The organism is Aeromonas sp. R9-2 (genome assembly GCF_040908025.1).
GTDB lineage: Bacteria > Pseudomonadota > Gammaproteobacteria > Enterobacterales > Aeromonadaceae > Aeromonas > Aeromonas veronii.
Genome location: NZ_JBFOCX010000026.1, coordinates 136,902 through 158,681 on the forward strand (window position 1 = coordinate 136,902; position 21,780 = coordinate 158,681).

Sequence of the window (21,780 nt, forward strand, 5' to 3'; positions counted from 1 at the left end):
AAATTTTTCAAAAAACGGTATCCCAATATGCATCAGACATCTCAACTTGAAACTATAGTAGATGAGTTTATTCAATCTATTGGTTATAGAGATACATTAGTTATTGGCTCGGATTGTCAATATGTAAAAAAGCATCTCAATAAAAAAGGAATAAACTCGTTTCTCAATCATGATGATGCCATCATAGATAGTGCAGGTTTAGATACCGCAATTATATACAATATATCAGCAGATAAGATATTTTCAGTTTTTAGTGATCTTTATCATGCTAATATTGATAGTGTCTATATTGCACTGGAACTTGTTAAAGAAAATGAAGGTTTATTTAGAAAAGATATTGAGGAAATAATTTTCTCGTGTGGTTATAAAAAGAAACATTCATATTATAATATCAATGATTATAGCAAAATAAGCGATAATGATATATGCATCCATGGTGTTTATGAGAAAATAAGAAAGAATAGTATATCTAGCTTCCCATTCTCACTCTTGCTTGAAGAGAGGGATTTGCATATGGATATGATGAGAGAGTCTGGTAGTCGGTCTGATGCTCATATCTATCGCTATAAATTTGCATGCGATTATATCAGACCTGGTGATCGGGTATTAGATGCTGCATGTGGGCTTGGTTATGGTTCGCATGTCATCGCGCATCAATCCAAGGCTAAAAGTGTGCTTGGGGTTGATGGCAGTCGCTTTGCTATTGAGTATGCTAATGCAACATATGCTGATGAGAGTACGAAATATATGGAGGGTTATCTCCCTGATACTCTTTCATCGTATAGTGATGCTAGTTTCGATATTATTATTAGTTTTGAAACATTAGAGCATGTTGAGAATCCTGAATCAGTTTTGAATGAATTCTATCGTTTGTTATCCCCCGGTGGGCGTTTGATAACTAGTGTGCCTAATGATTGGAGTGATGAGTCGGGAGAGGATCCCAATCCATTTCACTTCCATGTATATAAATTGGGAAAATTTGATTCACAATTAGGTGCGCTTTTTGATATTGAATCATATTTCGCACAGACTGCTGATAGAGTTAAATTGCTTCATTCTGATTGCATGTGGGAGCGTAGAGGGCGGAGCCTATATCAAATTGACTTGAACCGAGTATCTGTGGGAGTGGAATCTGAGTGGATTTTAGCTATAGTGACAAAAGATCCTACGGATCATAAACGCATCGATTATAATCAAACCTTATTTTACAATGAGAATAAATGTGTTTTAGAAAATGTCATTTCATTTGAGCGTGATTATAATAATCCTTGGCTTGTAAAATCACTCATTTCAATTGGTTGGTGTGCTGTTAATGCAGACCTACGGGAGAAATGGGCAGATAAAATATTATCAACATATCCTTCCACATCCGCAGATTATGGTGCCGCACTTTGTATCAAACTTTACAGATATTTGGATGATATTAACGATAAGTCACTGGTAATTTCAGAAAACACTGTTAATGAATATCTTTTATTAAAATATAATTCTAGTGTTAATCCAACCGTAAAAAGATGGGTGTACTCCATAGCTTATGTTTATGGCCTTATAAAAATGTATAATGGGGATTATGATTCAGCAGAAAAGTACTTTGAAATCATAGATTGTGATGGTGTATGCAATTATGACCTGACCTTATTGACAAAGTATGTTCTTTCTTTTTTTTGGCGATGCATTCTTTCCATTGATGATAAAGATAGGTGTGTTAGTTTAATAGATGAGTGTGCCTCTAATGTAATATCATCTTTAAAGTTAATACCAACAGAGAGTATTGAGTTTCCTGACTTTTATCTTAGAGAGTTATCTTCTGTTGTCGCTTTATTATCACAACTTGTCTCTTTTAAAAATAACTATGATAATATCAAATATAAACCATCATTGTTTAATGATGAATTGTCTTCAAATATTTTATCAAGGCTATCTATTGAGCTAGATAAAAGTAAAAAATTGAATTTTCAAATTCATGATGCCGAATCAAAACATCATGATGCTGTGTCTACTTTAAACAATAAAATTAATTTGATATTTGAAGGAAAAGAATGGCTTGAAAAAGCATGGACTAATGAGAAAAACAATGGCTTATTACTAACGTCAAGGCTAGATCATATACAGAAAAATTTATCAGAGAATGAGCTGCAGTTAGCTACCGCAAGAGATATGTTGTCAGAGAAGGATCTGCAGTTAGAAGCCACAAGAGATATGTTGTCAGAGAAGGAACTGCAGTTAGAAGCCACAAGAGATATGTTGTCAGAGAAGGATCTGCAGTTAGAAGCCACAAGAGATATGTTGTCAGAGAAGGATCTGCAGTTAGTGGCCTCGAGAGATATGTTGTCAGAAAGAGAGGTAGAATTAGCTATCTTGCATGAGAGATTGCAAAAAATAGAATCATCATATTGGTTTAAATTTATAAAAATGGTACGTAATTTAAGGGGGCAGCATGTGCAATAATAACATAGATATCTCGTTGTTGGTAACAGTCCACAATGAAGGCGCACTCATACATTCAACCTTAAATTCAATAGAGAGGTGCCGTATATTTGCTAACTCTAAGGGCATATCTTGTGAGTATATTTTTGTTTTAGATTGCTGTGACTCTCAGACAAAGAATATTTTACAATGCCACCCTGTTTTTAAAAAATGCCAATGTACCTTAATTGAGGTTAAAAATAGGGATTTGGGTGCGTCAAGGAATGACGGAATATCACAAGCTAATGGTAAGGTCATCGCTGTTCTTGATGGTGACGATTATTTTTCTGAGAATTGGTTAGAGAGAGGTTGGTTTTACCTCCATGAATATGGAAAAGAAACTATTCTTCATCCGGAGTTTGTCATAAATTTTGGTGCTCATAGAGCGTACTGCTGGCAAGTAGAGCAATGTGGAGAGTATTATCAGGAAAGCGGTCTTCTATCTGGTAATTTTTGGACTTCATGGACTATTGCTTTTAAAGAGGTATACGTATCTTGTCCCTATCAAGTTACACGGCCATCAGCTACTGGATTTGGGTATGAAGATTGGCATTGGAATTGCGAAACCATTGCTAATGGATATAAACATCGATTAGCTTGGGGAACAATAGGCTTTTATCGTCGTAAAAAGCAAAGTCTTGTTAATTCAACCTTTAGTTCTGGCGCAATTATTCCAAAGTCGAAACTTTTCGATTTTTCACATGTCAAAGGTTAATAATGAAAAAAAGAATTTTCCTAGTATTAAGAACTATATATGTCGTTCTTGATAAAATAATCTTTAATTCTATGGGTATTTCTGCTCGACAGCGATATGTTCGTGTATGTTATAAACTTAAATCCTTTTTCTTTAAAGAGTATGGAACGCATATTCCTGATTTGTCAGAAATTGGCTCTGTTTCTATTGCGTCAAGTTTATTGACACCTTCAATACCTAGTTGGGTAATAGAGGAAATGAAGTCGATAGGTATGACTATAGATCCAGAGTTATATCCTACAGATGAATTCATATCTACATGTAATTATTATTCATATCCTATCATAGCTGCACCAGGGAATATCTATAATGAGATTATAAAAACCTCTTGTTCTAGAGAAGATTACTCTCATTGTTTTGCAATTCCATGGCTTAAGAGAGGTGGGGCTGATTATGTTTCCATCAAACATATAGAGCTAGCTGCAAAACAATCATTGTCAAAGATCTTGGTTATCATGACGGAACCAGGGGATTCTCCGTGGTTAAGTCGTTTACCTGAAAATGTTGATATTATTAATTTTAGCAAAATCGCATCTAAGATATCTCATGCGGAACAAATTAGTGTTTTAGTTAGACTTGTCATACAGCTGAAAATTGGTGTTCTACATATAATAAACTCAAGGCATATGTGGGATGTATTGGATAAACATGGACTTGCTTTAACGTCCTCAGGAATAAAAGTTTTTGTTTCTATTTATTGCGATGACTATGACAGCTATGGTAGACCTGTCGGATTTGCACGTAAATATTTGCCAACTACATATAAATATATTGAGCGTATTTTTACTGATAATATAAAGTTCAAGAAATTGATACATAATAATTATGGTTATCCACAAGAGCTTTTTGAAGTTATATATAGCCCTTTTGATTTATCAGTTATTCAACAAAATAATCACGAAGAACAGTATGATAAACGTGTTATTTGGGCGGGTAGAATTGATAGACAAAAAAGGCCTGACATATTACTTTCTATTGCAAGGTTGATGCCTGATGTTGAGTTTAGTGTTTATGGTGAAGCTGTTTTAGATTCCGCTACTGATTATTTATCTGACATGAGGAAGCTAGGTAATATTACTTTGCATGGGAAGTTTAATGGCGTTGAAAGTTTACCGTTAAACAAACACTCAATTTTCTTATATACGTCCCAGTGGGATGGAATCCCAACAATATTATTATCGGTAGCCGCAACTGGTATGCCTATAGTTGCATCTGATGTGGGGGGAGTGAGCGAAGTGATTGATGCTGAAACTAGAATGTTAGTTGGTGATTTTGAAGATCCTCACTCTTATAAAGAGGCTATTGATTGGGTCTTTAATAATTATTCTGATGCGTTAAAACAGGCAGTTCATACAAGAGATAAGGTTCTATCTAATCATAGTGATGCTAGCTTTGCATCTAAAATGAATACCGTACCCGGATATTTTTGATTTATCTATTAGATGTCTATTAGATTAGAGGTTTTATATGGTTTTTTTTATTCTTGGGGCCGGTGGATTTATTGGTAATGCTTTGGCTACTTATTTAATAGATAAAGGACATAGCATAAAAACATATGATAGAAATGATATTAATAGACTAGGTGATAGGCATATTGAACATTATGTTGGCGATTTTTCAACAGAGGATAGATGGACTGATATTTTATTAGGTGTTGATGTTTGTTATCATTTCATATCAACAAGTTTACCTAGTACCTCTAATGAAAATCCTCAATTAGATGTCGAAGGAAATATTATCGGAACAATCAGGCTATTAGATGCGTTAAAAAATAATGTTAATGTTAAATTAATCTTCTCATCTTCTGGTGGTACAGTATATGGTTTTGGATGTGATGGATTGATTTCTGAGTCAGATAGTACAAATCCTATTTGCTCCTATGGAATAACCAAGTTATCAATAGAGAAGTACTTGTATCTTTACAACGTTTTATATGGCGTTAAATCTTTATCATTAAGAATCTCTAATCCCTATGGTATGGGGCAAATGAGGAATATATCGCAAGGTATTATTGGTGTATTTCTTAGTAAAATAAAGAAAGGTGAAAAATTAACAGTTTGGGGTGATGGTTCTACTATCAGAGACTATCTGTATATAGATGATTTAGTGTCGGCCTTATATAGCGCCTCATTGTACACAGGTAATGTAAATGTTATGAATGTTGGTTCTGGAGTCGGAACATCTATAAATAACATTTTGGATGTATTTAAAGAACATTTCAATGACATAGTTGTTGAATATGAACCAAAAAGATTGTTTGATGCCCAGTCAAATGTGCTTAATATATCTTTGATTCAAAATGAATTAGGTTGGAAACCTGATGTTTCTATTTCCAATGGTATTGCCAAAATAATTGAAATGCATGGTTTTTTTAATGAAAAGTAATAATAGATATTATTGCTTTTAATGTTTTATTTTTATGACAATTATTGTGGGTTGTTGAATTGTAATCGCTCAATTTTATGAAACTTACTTTCTAGATTACCTTTAGAATTCCCTCTCTGGGGAGGGTATGTAAGTCTGCTTTTCATGATTTGATTAGTTCGCTAGTTCGAGATTAGAAAACTGCCAGTTTATATAATTAGAGCAACACTGAGGTAATACAAGGCATTAATTTTATTGTAATTAGCCTTAATTTTATAGGTTTGTGGTAATTTATGAGAGTTACTGATTATATTATTTTTATAAGGCTGATATTATGTCTAATTTCATAGATAAAAAGTTATCAGCAATTGTTATAGTTACATATTTCCCAGACTCACGTGTTACTTCTAAAGTGATTGGGATGTCAAAGTTGGTAGATCTTGTTTATGTGGTAGATAATACCCCAGAGAACGGTTCTGGCTTTACTACTGACGTTATCCCAAGCAATGTTAGTATATTAGCGTTAGGTGAAAATAAGGGCATTGCTACTGCATTGAACCATGGGGCAGACCTAGCATTTAAAGATGGTGCTGATTTTGTGTTTTTCTTTGATCAAGACAGTAATCCAGATCAGTCCATGATTGATACATTGATCACGGTAAGTTCCGGTTTTGTGGATAGTAATGTCGCAGTTGTGGGTCCAGCATATTTTGATACGCGTTTAGCCAAGAAAGCGCCATTCATCACGTTTAAACAAGGTAGGTTATGTAGGATTCCTGCTGAAGGGGACAAGCTGATTGAGGCCGATTATCTTATTACGTCTGGCAGCATCATCAGTCGTAAGTCTTGGGAATGCATAGGACCTCACGATGACTCGCTATTTATAGATTATGTTGATATTGAATGGTGTTTGCGGGCTAAAAGTCTTGGGTGGCGTGTTATTGGCGTTCCATATGTAGTTATGGAACATACACTTGGAGATGAGCCAATAAACGTATTTGGTAAGAAATTACCTGTACATTCACCAATCAGGCATTATTATTTTTTCAGAAATTGTATTTCTTTACTACGTAGAGATTATATACCCACAGGTTTTAAATTAAGAGAGCTTTGTTTTTTGCCGATTCGATTTTTTGTCTATGCATTTTTCACAAAAAACAAGTTGTCTCACATTACTAAGATGAGTAAGGGGTTGCTGGATGGGATTTTATCTAAGTCAGGTCCCTATCTGTGATTCCTATAAATTACTTAGCGGTATTTTTTAATGAGTAATGTGATAAGTGTCAGTCTTGTTGTATATAAGCCAGTCAAACAAGAGTTATATGCTACGTTGCAGAGTTTGTTTAATGCAGCCTTGAAGTACTCGGCCATTGAATTGACCATTGTTGACAATTCACCAAGCAGCTCTAGGGTACAAGTTGAGGACTATATATCTGCAGAGTTGATTAGTAAGGCTAGCGTGATTTATCGACATAATCCGGATAACTTGGGCTTTGGTGAAGGGCATAATCAAGCATTACAGAACGATTCCAAATACCACCTTATCCTCAATCCTGATCTTGAAGTTGCTCCAGATGCACTGAAAAATGCGCTCGAGTTTATGGAGCTACATCCGGATTGCGGATTATTGACGCCTTTCGCTACATGGGAAGATGGTGAGGTACAACGGCTTTGTAAACGCTATCCAACCGTATTTGATTTACTGTTGCGTGGTTTTGCACCCGCGTTTGTGAAGAAGTTATTCCAGACGCGCTTGGCGAAATATGAGATGGCAGATCAGCTCAACAATCTTGACGTGCTGTGGGACCCACCCATTGTCAGTGGTTGTTTTATGCTGTTTCGCTCAGATGTTCTGCAGCAGCTCGGAGGGTTTGACCCTCGCTTTTTCCTCTATTTTGAAGATTTTGACATCAGTTTGCGGGCTGGAAAGATCAGCCGGATTGCTTATGTCCCTCAGGTGAAGGTCGTTCATCACGGTGGGCATGCATCCCGCAAAGGCTGGCGCCATATCTGGATGTTTGGGCGCTCCATGGTGACTTTCTTCAATATTCACGGTTGGCGTTGGTGGTAATGATAGATATCAAAAGTACAGTCTTGGTCACTGGTGCCAACGGATTTGTAGGCAAAGCGGTCTGTGAACACTTGCTGGCGCTGGGGGCGAATGTTAAAGGAGCGGTGCGAAGTCACTCGCTGGCTTCTTACCATGTTCAGGCTCCCTCTCTGACTGCGGATGCCAACTGGACTGCTCAATTGCAACAGGTGGATGTGGTTGTTCACTGTGCTGCCAGGGTGCATGTAATGTCGGATACCGCGACAGATCCCCTGGCGGCTTTTCGAGCGGTGAATACAGAGGGCTCCCTCGCTCTTGCTCGACAAGCGGCTGAGGCAGGAGTAAAGCGCTTCATCTTTATCAGTTCGATCAAAGTGAATGGCGAGCAGACCGAGCCTGGCAAGCCATTTGATGAGAATGTGCAAAGTCCGCCAGAAGATCCCTATGGACGCTCGAAGTATGAGGCGGAACAGGGGCTGATGGCACTCGCGAAAGCGTGTGGTATGGCTGTAACCATCATTCGTCCTCCTCTTATCTATGGAGAAGGAGTGAAGGCTAACTTTGCCAGCATGATGACGTGGGTGCGCAAAGGGATCCCGCTCCCTTTTGCCCGTTTGACCAATGCGCGTAGCCTGTTGGCGTTACCTAATCTGTGTGACTTCATTGCCCATGCGATGGCGCACCCTGCTGCAGTGAATCAGGTCTTTTTAGTCGCAGATCCTGTCGCAGTGTCGACGTCGCAGTTATTAGCGGCGATTGCAGAAGCAGAAGGAGTTAGCTGTCGGCTCTTTTATCTCCCACCAGGAGTAATAAGAGTGCTTGGACGCTGTTTGGGGATTGATGCCAAGCTACAACGGATTTATGGCTCTCTGGAAATGGATACCCGCAAGGCTCAGAGCCGATTACAATGGTCGGCACCCTATTCGCTCTCTCAGACCCTATCTCTGATGGCGTCAATCCATAGTGAGTCGTCTTGATGCTGGCATTTGTTTTGTTGTCGATATTTTGTCTTTTTCTTTCAATCACCATGACCGGCCTGCTCAGGCGCTACGCAAAGACCCGCTTGCTTGACCAACCCAATCATCGCAGTTCGCATCAGGTGCCGACCCCGAGAGGCGGTGGCATGGCTATCGTGGCGACCTTTCTGCTGGCAGCCCCGTTGTTTGCCACCCTGATCCCACTTCCCTCCGGCATATCCCAGAGCAGCTTTGCATTGATATGGGCTGCGGCGCTGGGCATTTCCTTGGTTGGTTTTATCGATGACCACATCTCTCTCAAGCCCCGAACCCGCCTGATTGTGCAGAGCATGGCGGCAGCTTTGGTGGTTTCTGCGGTTGATGGTTTGCCAGCGCTGACCTTCTTTGGTTTGCAGCTCGATCTGGCCTGGTTTGGTTACCTGCTGGCCTGGCTGGGGGTGATCTGGTTTATCAATCTCTACAACTTTATGGATGGCATCGATGGCTTGGCGGCTGGCGAGGCTGTTGTCGTCTGCCTGTTCATGGGGTTATTTCACTATCTGGTTGGGGGGGAGTGGTCGTCTGCCAGTTTGATCCTGCTACTGGGGATTTCGGCGGCGGGCTTCTTGTGCTGGAATTTTCCGCCCGCCAGGATCTTTATGGGCGATGGTGGCAGCGGATTTCTTGGCTTGATGCTGGCTTCCCTGATGCTGCTGGATGCTGCTTCTGCACCTCAATTCCTGTGGGCATGGCTCGTCATGCTCGGAGTCTTTGTGGTTGATGCGACCTGGACGTTGCTGAATCGCTTTCGTCTGAAATGCCGTTTGAGCCAGGCTCATCGGACTCATGCATTTCAGTATGCGGCGAGGCGTTGGCAGAGCCATCGAAACGTGACCTTGGCTGTGCTTCTTATAAATAGCCTCTGGCTTGCGCCGATCGCTGTCATGATTGTATTGGGCCAGCTTGATGGTGTGAGCGGTCTGGTCATTGCCTACTTGCCGTTAGCTTTTCTTGCGTATCACCTGAATGCAGGAGTACCAGAATGAGAAATGAGCTTTTACCCGGTGGGAGCTGGCTACTGACTTGCCTGGGCTCCCTGTCACGAGCCAGCAAGCGTGCCATCTCTGTCACCGTTGATATGATCCTGATCACCATGACCTATTGGGGGGCGTACTGGATCCGGCTTGAACATAATTGGCCAATCGATAGCCCGCATCACTGGGCACTGCTTGGCGCAATTATCATTGTCAGCATCGGTCTGTTTGTAAGGCTGGGTCTTTATCGCGCAGTGCTCCGATATGTCAGCTTTCGCGTGCTATGGACAATCTCGCTAGGGGCATTTCTTTCAACCTGTTTCTTTGTTCTCTCTGCGTTTTACTTCGATATCTTCCTGCCGAGAACGGTTTCGGTTATCTATCTCTCCTTTTTAGTGCTGCTGGTTGGCGGTGTGCGGCTGTTTTTCCGGGCGCTCCTTAATACCACCCGTTTAGCTCGCACCCAGGTGTTGATTTACGGCGCGGGCTCTTCGGGCCGACAGCTGCAAATGGCCTTGTTGCAAGGCAATGAGTTTTATCCCGTTGCCTTTGTTGATGATGATCCAGCCAAGCAGGGGTGTGTAATCCAGGGGTGTACTGTCTATAACAGCGCCCAGCTGCCAACCTTGATTGACCACCATGGGGTGCAGAAGATCTTGCTGGCCATGCCGAGCAGCACCCGGGCTCGCCGTCAGGAGGTGATTAATGCACTTGAGCCCCTCTCTTGCGAAGTGCTCTCTATCCCGGGGATGGCCGATCTGGTCAATGGCTCTGCCCGCATAGATCAGCTCAATGAGGTCTCCATCGACGATCTGTTGGGCAGAGATCCGGTAGAGCCTGTGGCCACCTTGATGGAAGCCAATATCACAGGCAAAGCGGTCATGGTGACAGGTGCAGGTGGCTCTATTGGTTCTGAGCTCTGTCGCCAAATCTTGCGGTGCCGGCCATCCACTCTGGTACTGTTCGAACTATCCGAATACGCCCTCTATGTCCTGCACAAGAACCTGCGGGAGCAGTGTCAGCGTGAAGAAATCGAAACGGATCTGGTGCCGTTACTGGGGTCAGTACAGCGCCAGCATCGTCTCAAGACGGTGATGCAGAGTTTCAGGATCCAGACCGTCTACCATACGGCTGCTTACAAACATGTCCCGCTGGTTGAGTTCAACATCATTGAAGGGGTACGTAACAACGTATTCGGCACTCTTTATGCGGCACAGGCGGCCATTGAGGCAGGGGTGGAAACATTCGTGCTGATCTCTACCGATAAAGCCGTGCGGCCAACCAACACCATGGGGGCCAGCAAGCGTCTGGCCGAGTTGATCTTGCAAGCCTTGACCCGCGAGAAGCACAGCACCCGTTTTTGTATGGTGCGTTTTGGCAATGTTCTTGGATCTTCCGGCTCTGTGGTGCCGTTATTCAGACAGCAGATAGATAAAGGTGGGCCCATCACCCTGACTCACCCCGATATCATCCGTTACTTTATGACGATACCTGAAGCTGCCCAGCTGGTGATCCAGGCTGGCGCCATGGGGGAGGGGGGCGATGTCTTTGTGCTCGATATGGGTCAACCGGTACGGATCATGGAGCTGGCCAAACGCATGATACGCCTCAGCGGCCTGACACTGCGTGATGAGCAGCGGCCCGATGGTGATATCGCCATCGAGGTGACGGGATTGCGGCCGGGTGAAAAGCTCTACGAAGAGTTACTGATTGGTGATGATGCCAGAGGAACCGAGCATCCCCGGATCATGGTGGCACAAGAGAGTTGGCTGCCCTGGTCGCGACTGCGCCCCTTGCTGGCCTCACTGGATGATGCTTGTCACCGTTTTGATCAACAGCAAGTGCGCGACATCCTGATGCATGCTCCGGCTGCCTTTGAACCGACGGATGGTATTTGTGATCTGGTGTGGCTGGCCAAGCAGCAGCTACCACCAAGTGATAATGTTGTTAAATTGCCCTCACATAACATAGATTTTTTGCTTGCCAATCACTGAGTTTTTATATAGGCGCCCATTATTGGGCGCTTTTTTTTTGCTTCTCTACCTATTTGTTTGTTTTTTAATCGAGCGAGCCAGTCGCGGACTAGATTGGCTACTCATTTCGATGAACCATAGGTACAATCCCCCCCGCTATTTCGGAATTATCCTACATTTTGGCGTGAAATATTGGTGCACAGTGTAGGGGCTATGGCGAATAGCTGGCGTGGCGACTGGTTTTGTCGCCCCTCTTGCCAGAGGTTGATGATTGTAAATCACTACGCCATTTACTAACTCTTTTAACAATATAAAAAAGACTGCATGCACACTGGGAGCTGTAACTCAGGGGCGGTAGCCATTATTTTTTTATAGATTGGATTGTTTTTTAGTCCGTTGCTGACTTCTTTGTAGTCAATTCGGCGCTTTAGTGATAGCGATGATATCGATACAAGAGGGACCGTCAGTAGTCCCCAGATACATGGCACGGGATAGAGAGTGTGACAACGCCGGAGTGTGATCATTCGGGTGTCTGTCACTGGTTGGCAATCGATTGTAATTGAAATGTTTTTACTGCCGGACTCGTCAACTCGACGAGTTTGCCGAGCTCCTCCTGTCCAGCCCTTCGCTTTCAAATAAAAATCAATCTCTTTTCTTTGTTCGTTTCTCGCTGCTGCTCGTTTCGACAAGCTGCCGGAGGGAAACACAAAATCTACGTGACGTGGCAGTCGAATGCCGATGAGACAAACCTCAATGGTGGTTTCTCTGGGTATAGACATGAAGAGAGCTTATGGGAATGCATAATAAAATAGACAGTAGTGCAGCCTTCGGGATTGCTGCGAATGAACAGTTGACGGCCGAGAGCCATTCACTGGATATTGGTAATCTGGTGTATGAGCTTAAGCGGGTTCACATGAAAAGTGATGAGCTTTATGTTTACTGCAGTGACAATGACAAAAAGCTTATCGAGCGAGTGCTTGCTGATTACCCCTTCACATTGAACTTCAATGTGACAGACCTCTCGGCCCTGAAAGGCAAAACCCTTGTGCATTACAAGAGTGGTGACCTTCCCGATGAACTGGCCGCAATGCTGGTGCTGGCCACGAAATATGGCGCCTACGTTGAACCGCTGGTCAGTTATCTGGACCGTCGTTTCGGCCGCACTGAAGTGGAGTTGCTGCACAGCGGCTACTTCCTGCACATGAAATCTTTCTCCATCCTCTCCCGTCCATCCAATCGCATTGTCAAGCGTGCGCTGGATCTGGTCTCTGCCATTGCGCTCAGTCTGGTTGCCATTCCCATTGGCTTGCTTGCTGCGCTGGCCATCAAACTGGAATCTCCTGGTCCCATCTTTTATCGTCAAGCCCGGGTTGGCCTGTTCAACCAGGAATTCGACGTAATCAAATTCCGCTCTATGCGAAATGATGCCGAAAAAAATGGTGCTCAATGGGCAAGCAAGAACGACGCCCGAGTCACTCGTGTTGGCCGTTTCATTCGCAAGACCCGTATTGATGAACTGCCGCAACTGATCAACGTCTTTAAAGGCGAAATGTCTCTGGTTGGCCCAAGACCCGAGCGGGAAGTATTTATCAAAGAGCTGGAAGCCGTTATCCCGTACTATCGCTTCCGTCATGCGGTCAAGCCCGGCATTACCGGCCTGGCCCAGGTCAAATACCCCTACGGGGCATCTATTGAAGATGCCGTTTGGAAGCATAAATACGATATCTTCTATATCAAGCATCAAAGTCTGATGTTGGATATCAAGATCCTACTGCTGACAGTCAAAACTGTACTGTTTGGGATGGGAAGATAAGTAGGCGCTTACATACAGGTCACTATATTTTGGATTGCAGTTAATGCGAGTTAAAGAATCAAGTTATATAGAACAAGCATTGCTTTTTTTTATGTTTTCAACGCTAACGATGCCAAGCGTTGGCGTGAAACTCGCAGCAATTGGTACGTTGAAACTATCACTTATTGTTGCATTGTTTGTTTGTATCTATTTTGTTTTATGTGGTCGGTGTCATGTTAGTAAACGGGTGTTTTACATTGTGCTCCCGTTTTGCTTTTATGCACTGACAGCCTTTTGGTCTATTGATTATTATAGTTCGCTTATAGGTGTACTGGGTATTATTCAGCTAACTATATATGTTCTCTCATTCTTCTTATTGTGTCGTGAGCTAACAGAAGATAACTTTCATAAAGTTATTGGCTTGTCATGTCTTTGCGTATTAACTCTTCATTTTTGTTATTATTTTATCGGGTTGATATCATATAATGGTTCTTTTTTAGAAAATGAGAAGATATTTGGCATCATGATAGATCGTGGGATGATAAGAGCAAAAGGTTTAACTGATGATCCTAATATATTGTCTTTGTATGCAGGTATAGTCTTCATCTATGCACTTTTTAATAAGAACACTGTTAGATATAAAGCTATTATTGTTTCTTTATCTTTAGTTCTTACTGTACTGACGCTATCCCGCGGAGGAATGTTAGCGTTAGTTATAGCCGTTTTTAGTATTCTTGCTATTTGGTTTTTGACTAAACCACAAAAGATGCTGTTATTTTCGATCGTTGCTAGTCTATTTTTAATTGCTGCATGGTCGTTTTTAAAAGATAATCCAGTTGTTGTCGATGTGGTTAGTAAGAGGATTGATAATGCGTCTTCAGGTAGTGGGCGGTTTTATTTATGGGAGTATGCATTTGAGCGTATAAATGATAGCCCTATATTAGGGCATGGGATATTTACTACCAAATACATTTTTATTAAATTGTTAGGGCAAGAAGGATATAGCCACAATACTATTATTGAGATCCTATTGGAGGGAGGGATATTTTTATTGTTTATTTATATAGCATTATTTATTGTTGCTATTGGTTATTCATTGCAGAAATTCAGTTCGCAACCATATATGTTAGGGTGTATTGTCTTTATATTAGTGCAATATCAAACTCTGTCCCTTTCTTTTAACGAATTTATATATTTTGTTATTTCGTTAGTATTCATTGAAAGAGGGGGGGTATCTAAAAATGCTTAAAAACATATTTTATGCATTGTTAATGAAAGGAGGGAATTTATTAATCCCTTTTTTTACATACCCTTATCTAGTTAGGGTATTAAGCCCTGATGGTTATGGTGCCATTGGTTATGGGTTGGCACTTTTCCAGTATTTAAATCAAATGTCGGATTATAGCTTACCACTGACATCAACAAAGTCTCTGGTTACAAGTACATCAGATATTGAGCGGTCAAAAATATTTAGCGTATCATTAAGTGTAAAGGTAATCAATATTATAGCTTTTTCAGCCTTGTCATTATATTTTGCTGGGCCTGACTTAATATATATAAGTATTGTTTTTGTTTGTGCTAGCATATTTAATGCTATGACACTGAATTGGTATTTCCAAAGCAGGGAAAACTTAAAAATTATTAGTTTGATATCTATTATTCCAAGATTAATTCAGGCTATTTTTATTTTTATTTTTATCACTGAGCCTGGAGATGTTATATCTTTATCTTTTTCATATTTAGCTGTGTCAATTGTGTCTGGATTGATTTGTCTTTTCATTGTTTTCTATAAAGATAAAATTAGAGTTGTTCGTGTGAGTGTTGTTGATATAATGAGATTTTACACTCAAGGATTTAATACATTTATTGGCCTTTCATGTGTCATGCTGTACACATTGTGTACGCCAATAATTATTACTTATCTTAGTGGGACTGAAGCTGCTGGTTTATATCTTTCCATTGACAAAATTAAAGTTGCTGCAGTAGGTATAATTGTTATTGCCGGGCAAGCGATTTATCCAAGAATATGTAATGTAATGCGTAGTAGTGAAAGGGATGCAATTTCGCTTTTTTTGAAGGTGTTTTCCGTTCAAGCAATGATTGGATTTTTTATTTCATTGTCTCTTTATTATTATGCAGAAGAGATAATTGAAATAGTCCTCGGGGAACAATATAGAAGTATGATTGGACCTTTTGCGATTCTTTCATGGACGGTATTTTTTATCTCATGCTCATTTGCATGTAACACATATTTTATTTTGCCATTTGGCTATGATTCAATATACAGAAATATTCCATTAATATCCGGTGTTTTACATTTGGCCATACTGTTTTTATACATGCCGAAATATGGTTTAAATACAGCAATATACAGTGTTTTCTTAATTGAGTTTTCTGCGATGATTCTTTGCATTGTCGTATCATTTCTTTTATGTAAAAAAATATGGAGAGATACAGAGTGAGTAAGAAGATCTGTTTCTTAGGGAGTGATTTCGGAAAGCTAGGTGGCGTTGAGATAACAACAAAGAATTTAGTCTACGGATTAAAAAATCTACTTTGTGATAGTGATGATATTGCGATAAATGCATATAGCATTGTTGACTCATCAAATACTAGCAATGACATAGATGACAAATGGTACAAAGTTATACCAGTTAATATTAAAAACAAATACATTAAAATTGCATACTCAATATATTATTTATCCGTAGTCAAAAAATATGATTGTATAATAACATCATATTTTCTGTTGAATGTTATAAATGTTCTTTTTTCCATTATAATGGGGCACAAAGCAGTTATTCAAGAGCATTCTTCTTATCATTATGATGGGTTTTTAAAAAGAATAATTAAAATTGTTTCATATAGGTTTTCATGGTTATTTATCGTACTTAATAAGTATGACTATAATAGGTGGTCAAAATATTTACTCAAGCCTATTGTTATATTCAATGTCGTTGATGTTCCCGTCAACAAGCATCGGAGGCCTAAAGGTGATTATTTCTTAGTTTGCTCTCGACTTGATAAAAATAAGCGTGTAGACCTAATCATTGATGCATATAAAAAATATCGTTTCATGGGGGGGGGGCTAAAATTAATTGTGTTGGGTGATGGCCCTGAGTATGAACGACTAGTTATGCTTTCTCATGGGACTCCTGAAATTGTTTTCCATGGTGCGATAAACAAACCATATGATTTTTATTCTAGTTGCAAAGCATTACTTATTGCATCGAAACTTGAATGCCTACCTACCTCAGTTATTGAGGCAACAAAACATGGAAAGCCGACAATAGCATTTAATGTGCCTTCTGGTATGTCAGAGGTAATTACTGATAATGTAAATGGTTATTTGATTGATAATGATGATAAACATATGTATGCGATGAAGATGTTGGAGGTTGAGTGCTCAGTAAACATTAATGATATCGAGCATGGTTGCAAGTTGATTTCGGAAAAATTCGACAACAATGTAATTATTTCCACTTACCTGAATATATTTAAAAAATTACATAACAATGAATAATGTAAATATATCAATAGCAATATCTACCATTTCTGACAGGTTACTTAAGCTTAACTTAAATGAGTTTCCCAACGTCGAATATATAATAGTACATCAGAATTACAATGATATCTCACCTGAAGATATTAGTATATTTTCAACTCGCTCTGATGTTAAATATATTCAACTAGATAAAAAGGGACTGTCAGCAAGTAGAAACGTAGCCATATCAAACTGTAGTGGAGAATATGTTTTCATTATGGATGATGATGTTGGCTTTTCTTTTTCTAATATGTTGTACATCATTAGCATGATGAAGATGGATGGTACTGATGTTGGGACTTACTATCATAAATATACTGATGGTCGTTCAACCCAAAACACTAATAAAGTAAAAAAATTAAATAGAGTAAATATTGCTAAACCATCCTCCATTGATATATGTTTCAATAGGGCTTCGTGCATAAAAAATAATTTGTATTTTGATGAGTCATTTGGTTTAGGCACTGGCTATCCATCAGGGGAGGAAATGGTTTTTTTATCTGACTGTCTTAAAGCAGGACTCGTAATTACAAGATATCCAAGAGAAGTATGTGAGCATCCACCAATAACCTCAGGTGCGGATTTTTATTCTACGAGACAGAAAGTCATAGCAAAATCAGCTATGTTTAAACGTGTATATGGAAAAGTAGGTAATTTAATTTTTCTATTATTTGTCGTGAAGAAATTACCTCTTGCTTATAAATCTGGTTATGCTTGGTTTTTTATTTTAAATTCATTGCGTTGTGTCTTTGGTAAATCATTATGAATATTGAGCCACTAGTATCAATTATAATGCCTACGTATAATTCTGCCTCAACAATTAGTGAGGCTATTAATAGCGTTATACTACAACGCTATACCAACTGGGAATTAATTGTTACAGATGATTGTTCTACCGATGATACAAAAGATATTCTCATAAATTATGTAAAAAATGATTCTAGAATTAAATTTCTTTGTAATCAAGTAAATTCAGGTGCTGGTTTTTCAAGGAATCGCTCAATCGATGCCGCCAAGGGGAAATATATAGCATTTTTGGATGCTGATGATCTCTGGCTTGAGAATAAACTCTCCAATCAGATCTCTTTTATGGAAAAAAATGGATATTTGTTCTCATTTTCATCCTATCAAAAGTTTTCGAAAGATGGTGACGGTGGCGTCGTTGTGGCACCAAGCTCAGTTACATATCAGCAACTTCTGTATGGTAACGTCATCGGCTGCCTTACTGCTGTGTATAATGCTGAGGTTTTGGGAAAAAAGAAAATGCCACTTATTAGAAAGCGGCAAGATATGGGGCTCTGGCTTACCTTGTTGAAAGAGTGTGATGCTGCATATAGTCTACCGGATGTATTAGCTAAATATCGCACGGATACTGGTATGACTCAGAATAAGATAAATACAGCAAAGTATCAGTGGGAATTTTACAGAACGGTTGTTCAGTTGAATTTATTTAAATCCAGTTGGTATTTCTGCTGGTATGCATTAAATGGTTTGTTAAAACATAGAGTATAAATAATATGAAAATTGCTATCGCTGGCACGGGATATGTCGGTTTATCAAATGCTGTTTTACTTGCGCAACACCATGAAGTGGTCGCGGTTGATGTGATTGCCAGCAAGGTTGAGCTGATCAATCAGCGCCGCTCCCCCATCGTCGATAAAGAGATTGAAAGCTATCTGGCCAGCCGTGATCTGCATCTGCGAGCCACCCTTAATAAAGAAGAGGCTTATCAAGGGGCAGACTTCGTTATCATCGCAACGCCAACTGATTATGATCCCGAGACCAACTACTTCAATACCAGCACGGTGGAGTCTGTGGTGAAGGATGTGATGGCGATTAATCCCGATGCGGTGATGGTGATCAAATCCACCATTCCGGTCGGCTTTACTGCTCGGCTGCGTGAAGAGTTGGGATGTGACAATCTTATTTTCTCGCCGGAGTTTTTGCGTGAAGGGCGCGCCCTTTACGACAACTTGCACCCGTCTCGCATTGTGGTAGGCGAACGGTCCGAGCGGGCTCACGTGTTCGCCAATTTGCTATTGGAAGGGGCGATCAAGAAAGATGTGCCTGTGTTGTTTACCGACAGCACAGAAGCCGAGGCGATCAAGCTGTTTGCCAATACCTATCTGGCCATGCGGGTTGCCTTTTTTAATGAGCTCGATACCTATGCCCAGCTGCATGGTCTCGATAGTCGCCAAGTTATAGATGGTATCGGTCTCGATCCCCGTATTGGTAGCCACTACAATAACCCGTCATTTGGCTATGGTGGTTACTGCTTGCCGAAAGATACCAAGCAGCTGCTGGCCAACTACAACAAGGTACCGAATAACCTGATCCGGGCGATTGTTGATTCCAATACCACGCGTAAGGATTTTGTTGCCGACTCGGTGATCCGCAAGAATCCAAAACGAGTGGGTGTCTATCGACTGGTGATGAAGGCAGGGTCCGATAACTTCCGTGCTTCTGCCATTCAAGGAGTCATGAAGCGGATCAAGGCGAAAGGGATTGAAGTGGTCATTTATGAGCCCACCTTGCGCGAACCCGAGTTTTTCCGCTCCAAAGTCATGACTGATCTGGCGCAATTCAAAGAGAGTTGTGATGTGATATTGGCCAACCGTATGGTTGAAGAGTTGAGCGATGTGACAGACAAGGTATATACCCGCGATCTGTTTGGTAGTGACTAATAAGTCGATAGCGGTTCCCTCAAGCAGGGGGAATCGCATTATATTGTAAATAAGCCGTTAAATATCACGTCGGTGCGATTCAAGCACATATCTGGTTCAACCTGTTGGCAAATCAAGGCTGATTTTAATATCAGCACCAAAGATGGTGTGCTTGAAAATGGGTATATATCCATTGAATTGTCAGTGTTCTGCTTATATTGAGCGGTTCCATTGTTGCTGTGATTTTATCCGTAAATTTATCTCAGAATTCTCCGTGTTTTCCGCTATCATACGGCGATTTTTCCGTTCAGTTCTTGATGGCAAGCTTAATAAGGTGTGGTAGTGAAAAGGATTCAGCTCATTCCTCTGTTGTCGGCCGTGGCCCTGCTCAGTGCGTGCACTGTGGTGCCCGGTACCAATCTTTCCACCAGTGGCAAAACCGAGGTGGCTACAGGTTCCGTTGATGTTGATCAGCTGGCAGATGTCTATCCGGTTACACCGGCGTTGATCAGCCAACTGCGCAAGGCGCCGGTGGTGGGCAAGGCCAACCCCGAGCTCAATAGCGAGATCAGCCGTTACGAGTACCGGATTGGTGTGGGCGACATCCTCAATGTCACCGTGTGGGATCACCCCGAGTTGACCATCCCGGCCGGTTCTTACCGCAGTGCCAGCGAAGCGGGCAACTGGGTCCACGCCGATGGCACCATCTTCTACCCCTATATCGGCAAGGTGGCCGTGGTGGGTAAAACTGTGGCGGAGATCCGTACCGATATCGCCAAGCGCCTGGCCCAGTTTATCGAGAGCCCGCAGGTGGATGTGAGCATTGCGGCGTTCCGCTCCCAGAAGGTTTATATCTCCGGTGAGGTGACCAAGCCGGGCGCCCAGCCTATCACCAATGTGCCGATGACCCTGCTTGATGCCTTCAATCTGGCTGGCGGGTTGACCCCGACTGCAGATTGGCACCATGTGGTGTTGACCCGCCAGGGCAAGGAGTTCCCGCTCTCCATGCAGGATCTGCTGCAGTATGGGGATCTCTCTCACAATCAGCTGATGCGTGACGGCGACATGCTCTACGTGCCGCGCAACGATGCCCAGAAAGTTTTTGTGATGGGTGAGGTCAACAAGGCATCGACCCTGACCATTGGTCGTGAGGGGATGAGCCTGACCGAAGCGCTGAGCAGTGCCGAGGGCCTTAACCAGAATGCCGCCAATGCGACCGGCATCTTCGTATTGCGCCCCGCCGCGAAAGCCCAAGAGAAAGCCGCCATTTATCAGCTCGACCTGAGTGATGCCACCGCGCTGGTGATGGGGACCGAGTTTGCGTTGCAACCTTATGACGTGGTCTATGTCACCACGGCGCCGGTGACGCGCTGGAATCGCGTGTTGAGTCAGCTGGTGCCCTCCATCAACGGCTTTAATGAGCTGACCGAAGGCATGCTGCGGGTTCGCAACTGGTAAGACCGTGATGTTGCTTAACCTCTCCCGCTTTATTGACGTGTAGCCGCACACCCTCAGGGAGACGGCATTGAGGGGGGGTGATGCCTCCTTTATCTTCGATTGTTTGTTGCCTTGATACGGAGACAAACGGGGAGGATAGGGCAGGGGAGTATGCCCTCTATTCGCCTTGCTTCAGGAAGATGCACGTAGTGAGGGGCGGTGGCTGCAGATTTTATTTTTAAAGAGCGACAGCGATATGTTTGAAAAAATTCTTGTGGTGTGTGTTGGCAATATTTGCCGCTCCCCAACCGGTGAACGACTGCTTCGCGAGCGTTTGCCCGGCCGTCAGGTCAGTTCTGCCGGGGTCAGTGCCCTGGTTGACAAGCCGGCCGACAAGGTTGCGAGCGAGGTGGCACAGCAGCATGGTCTCTCCCTTGAGGGACACTCGGCGCGCCAACTGACCCGCGAGCTCTGTCAGGATGCCGATCTGATCCTGGTGATGGAGAAAGGACATATCTCTGCCGTCACGGCCATTGACCCGGGGGCTCGTGGCAAAACCATGCTGTTTGGCCACTGGCAGGGGGAGAGTGAAGTGCCCGATCCCTATCGTCTGAGCCGGGAAGCTTACGAACATGTTTACCAACTGTTGGTGCGTAGCGCCGATGGGTGGGTGAAAAAACTGTAACGACATCCGCAGCGTCTGGTGGTGTTTGGGTTGTATCTGACTATAAAAATGGATTGTGTTTA

At 41.9% G+C, this 21,780-nt stretch carries 18 protein-coding genes; all 18 read left to right on the plus strand.

Going from position 1 to position 21,780, the window contains the following annotated elements:
- Nucleotides 1–27 precede the first annotated feature (27 nt).
- A complete protein-coding gene (locus AB5Y71_RS14810; protein WP_368171896.1) occupies nucleotides 28–2,448 on the plus strand; it encodes a methyltransferase domain-containing protein in 2,421 nt (806 codons plus the stop codon).
- Complete coding sequence (locus AB5Y71_RS14815; RefSeq protein ID WP_323891046.1) at nucleotides 2,438–3,181, plus strand: glycosyltransferase family 2 protein; 744 nt, start codon at nucleotides 2,438–2,440, stop codon at nucleotides 3,179–3,181. Before AB5Y71_RS14810 ends, AB5Y71_RS14815 begins: the two co-directional genes overlap by 11 nt.
- 2 nt (nucleotides 3,182–3,183) lie before the next feature.
- Entirely contained in the window at nucleotides 3,184–4,650 is a 1,467-nt protein-coding gene (locus AB5Y71_RS14820) for a glycosyltransferase family 4 protein (protein WP_368171897.1), read from the plus strand.
- A gap of 37 nt (nucleotides 4,651–4,687) precedes the next feature.
- Complete coding sequence (locus tag AB5Y71_RS14825; protein WP_368171898.1) at nucleotides 4,688–5,605, plus strand: NAD-dependent epimerase/dehydratase family protein; 918 nt, start codon at nucleotides 4,688–4,690, stop codon at nucleotides 5,603–5,605.
- A gap of 313 nt (nucleotides 5,606–5,918) precedes the next feature.
- The gene (locus AB5Y71_RS14830) at nucleotides 5,919–6,818 is read left to right on the plus strand and encodes a glycosyltransferase family 2 protein (RefSeq protein ID WP_323891050.1); all 900 of its coding nucleotides are present in this window, start codon (nucleotides 5,919–5,921) and stop codon (nucleotides 6,816–6,818) included.
- Between the two features lie 30 nt (nucleotides 6,819–6,848).
- Nucleotides 6,849–7,655, plus strand: a complete 807-nt coding sequence (locus AB5Y71_RS14835) for a glycosyltransferase family 2 protein (RefSeq protein WP_368171899.1) — start codon at nucleotides 6,849–6,851, stop codon at nucleotides 7,653–7,655.
- On the plus strand, nucleotides 7,655–8,611 hold the full coding sequence (locus AB5Y71_RS14840) for a UDP-glucose 4-epimerase family protein (protein ID WP_368171900.1): 957 nt from the start codon (nucleotides 7,655–7,657) through the stop codon (nucleotides 8,609–8,611). The genes AB5Y71_RS14835 and AB5Y71_RS14840 overlap by 1 nt, the downstream gene beginning before the upstream one ends.
- Nucleotides 8,611–9,636, plus strand: coding sequence for a glycosyltransferase family 4 protein (locus AB5Y71_RS14845; RefSeq protein WP_368171901.1), 1,026 nt, complete (start codon nucleotides 8,611–8,613; stop codon nucleotides 9,634–9,636). Before AB5Y71_RS14840 ends, AB5Y71_RS14845 begins: the two co-directional genes overlap by 1 nt.
- Entirely contained in the window at nucleotides 9,633–11,618 is a 1,986-nt protein-coding gene (locus AB5Y71_RS14850) for a nucleoside-diphosphate sugar epimerase/dehydratase (protein ID WP_042080969.1), read from the plus strand. The genes AB5Y71_RS14845 and AB5Y71_RS14850 overlap by 4 nt, the downstream gene beginning before the upstream one ends.
- Before the next feature lie 769 nt (nucleotides 11,619–12,387).
- Nucleotides 12,388–13,410, plus strand: a complete 1,023-nt coding sequence (locus tag AB5Y71_RS14855; RefSeq protein ID WP_227016188.1) for an exopolysaccharide biosynthesis polyprenyl glycosylphosphotransferase — start codon at nucleotides 12,388–12,390, stop codon at nucleotides 13,408–13,410.
- A gap of 43 nt (nucleotides 13,411–13,453) precedes the next feature.
- Nucleotides 13,454–14,638, plus strand: a complete 1,185-nt coding sequence (locus AB5Y71_RS14860; RefSeq protein WP_368171902.1) for an O-antigen ligase family protein — start codon at nucleotides 13,454–13,456, stop codon at nucleotides 14,636–14,638.
- Entirely contained in the window at nucleotides 14,631–15,851 is a 1,221-nt protein-coding gene (locus AB5Y71_RS14865; RefSeq protein ID WP_368171903.1) for an oligosaccharide flippase family protein, read from the plus strand. The genes AB5Y71_RS14860 and AB5Y71_RS14865 overlap by 8 nt, the downstream gene beginning before the upstream one ends.
- Nucleotides 15,848–16,912 (plus strand): glycosyltransferase, encoded by a 1,065-nt coding sequence (locus tag AB5Y71_RS14870; protein ID WP_319855238.1) that lies wholly within the window; start codon nucleotides 15,848–15,850, stop codon nucleotides 16,910–16,912. Before AB5Y71_RS14865 ends, AB5Y71_RS14870 begins: the two co-directional genes overlap by 4 nt.
- Nucleotides 16,905–17,699: a glycosyltransferase family A protein gene (locus tag AB5Y71_RS14875; protein ID WP_319855237.1), complete on the plus strand. Its 795-nt coding sequence runs from the start codon at nucleotides 16,905–16,907 to the stop codon at nucleotides 17,697–17,699. The genes AB5Y71_RS14870 and AB5Y71_RS14875 overlap by 8 nt, the downstream gene beginning before the upstream one ends.
- Nucleotides 17,696–18,445, plus strand: a complete 750-nt coding sequence (locus tag AB5Y71_RS14880) for a glycosyltransferase family 2 protein (protein WP_319855236.1) — start codon at nucleotides 17,696–17,698, stop codon at nucleotides 18,443–18,445. Before AB5Y71_RS14875 ends, AB5Y71_RS14880 begins: the two co-directional genes overlap by 4 nt.
- Nucleotides 18,446–18,450: 5 nt before the next feature.
- Nucleotides 18,451–19,617 carry a nucleotide sugar dehydrogenase gene (locus AB5Y71_RS14885; RefSeq protein ID WP_368171904.1) on the plus strand — a complete coding sequence of 389 codons (1,167 nt, stop codon included), beginning with the start codon at nucleotides 18,451–18,453 and terminating at the stop codon, nucleotides 19,615–19,617.
- A gap of 321 nt (nucleotides 19,618–19,938) precedes the next feature.
- Nucleotides 19,939–21,054: a polysaccharide export protein gene (locus AB5Y71_RS14890; protein ID WP_323891071.1), complete on the plus strand. Its 1,116-nt coding sequence runs from the start codon at nucleotides 19,939–19,941 to the stop codon at nucleotides 21,052–21,054.
- Nucleotides 21,055–21,289: 235 nt separating this feature from the next.
- The gene (locus AB5Y71_RS14895) at nucleotides 21,290–21,718 is read left to right on the plus strand and encodes a protein tyrosine phosphatase (protein ID WP_201955495.1); all 429 of its coding nucleotides are present in this window, start codon (nucleotides 21,290–21,292) and stop codon (nucleotides 21,716–21,718) included.
- Nucleotides 21,719–21,780: the final 62 nt, after the last annotated feature.

Excerpts from the sequence above, each read along its gene's own strand:
- AB5Y71_RS14815 (WP_323891046.1), top strand. The coding sequence starts at position 2,438 with ATGTGCAATAATAACATAGATATCTCGTTGTTGGTAACAGTCCACAAT.
- AB5Y71_RS14840 (WP_368171900.1), top strand. The coding sequence starts at position 7,655 with ATGATAGATATCAAAAGTACAGTCTTGGTCACTGGTGCCAACGGATTT.
- AB5Y71_RS14880 (WP_319855236.1), top strand. The coding sequence starts at position 17,696 with ATGAATATTGAGCCACTAGTATCAATTATAATGCCTACGTATAATTCT.
- AB5Y71_RS14895 (WP_201955495.1), top strand. The coding sequence starts at position 21,290 with ATGTTTGAAAAAATTCTTGTGGTGTGTGTTGGCAATATTTGCCGCTCC.
- AB5Y71_RS14830 (WP_323891050.1), top strand. The coding sequence starts at position 5,919 with ATGTCTAATTTCATAGATAAAAAGTTATCAGCAATTGTTATAGTTACA.
- AB5Y71_RS14835 (WP_368171899.1), top strand. The coding sequence starts at position 6,849 with ATGAGTAATGTGATAAGTGTCAGTCTTGTTGTATATAAGCCAGTCAAA.
- AB5Y71_RS14850 (WP_042080969.1), top strand. The coding sequence starts at position 9,633 with ATGAGAAATGAGCTTTTACCCGGTGGGAGCTGGCTACTGACTTGCCTG.
- AB5Y71_RS14845 (WP_368171901.1), top strand. The coding sequence starts at position 8,611 with ATGCTGGCATTTGTTTTGTTGTCGATATTTTGTCTTTTTCTTTCAATC.
- AB5Y71_RS14810 (WP_368171896.1), top strand. The coding sequence starts at position 28 with ATGCATCAGACATCTCAACTTGAAACTATAGTAGATGAGTTTATTCAA.
- AB5Y71_RS14865 (WP_368171903.1), top strand. The coding sequence starts at position 14,631 with ATGCTTAAAAACATATTTTATGCATTGTTAATGAAAGGAGGGAATTTA.
- AB5Y71_RS14885 (WP_368171904.1), top strand. The coding sequence starts at position 18,451 with ATGAAAATTGCTATCGCTGGCACGGGATATGTCGGTTTATCAAATGCT.
- AB5Y71_RS14875 (WP_319855237.1), top strand. The coding sequence starts at position 16,905 with ATGAATAATGTAAATATATCAATAGCAATATCTACCATTTCTGACAGG.
- AB5Y71_RS14825 (WP_368171898.1), top strand. The coding sequence starts at position 4,688 with ATGGTTTTTTTTATTCTTGGGGCCGGTGGATTTATTGGTAATGCTTTG.
- AB5Y71_RS14860 (WP_368171902.1), top strand. The coding sequence starts at position 13,454 with ATGCGAGTTAAAGAATCAAGTTATATAGAACAAGCATTGCTTTTTTTT.
- AB5Y71_RS14855 (WP_227016188.1), top strand. The coding sequence starts at position 12,388 with ATGGGAATGCATAATAAAATAGACAGTAGTGCAGCCTTCGGGATTGCT.
- AB5Y71_RS14820 (WP_368171897.1), top strand. The coding sequence starts at position 3,184 with ATGAAAAAAAGAATTTTCCTAGTATTAAGAACTATATATGTCGTTCTT.